Annotated in this window: 1 pseudogene; it reads left to right on the top strand. The window is 71.4% G+C overall.

Annotation, left to right across the window (positions count from 1 at the left end):
• Positions 1 to 255, top strand: a pseudogene (locus tag EXE45_RS18930) (carbohydrate ABC transporter permease); the annotation flags it as partial.

Below are 255 nucleotides of genomic sequence, written 5' to 3' on the forward strand. Positions count from 1 at the left end.
CCGCACCGATCGCCGACCGACCCCTCCCCGAACGGGTCCGCGCGGCGGTCCCGAGCGGGCCGCGCGCCCTCCGGTACGTCGTCGCGATCGGGGTCGCGCTCCTGTGGCTCGTCCCGCTCGTCGGGCTGTTCATGGCCTCCGTCCGCCCGCTCGACCAGATCATCCAAGGCTGGTGGAACTTCGAGACGTTCACCGTCACCTTCGAAAACTACGCCCGCGCGTGGACGTTCCAGTCCGGGCCGATGCGGCAGGCGA

This window comes from Halorubrum sp. SP9 (assembly GCF_005435015.1).
Taxonomy (GTDB): Archaea; Halobacteriota; Halobacteria; order Halobacteriales; family Haloferacaceae; genus Halorubrum; species Halorubrum sodomense.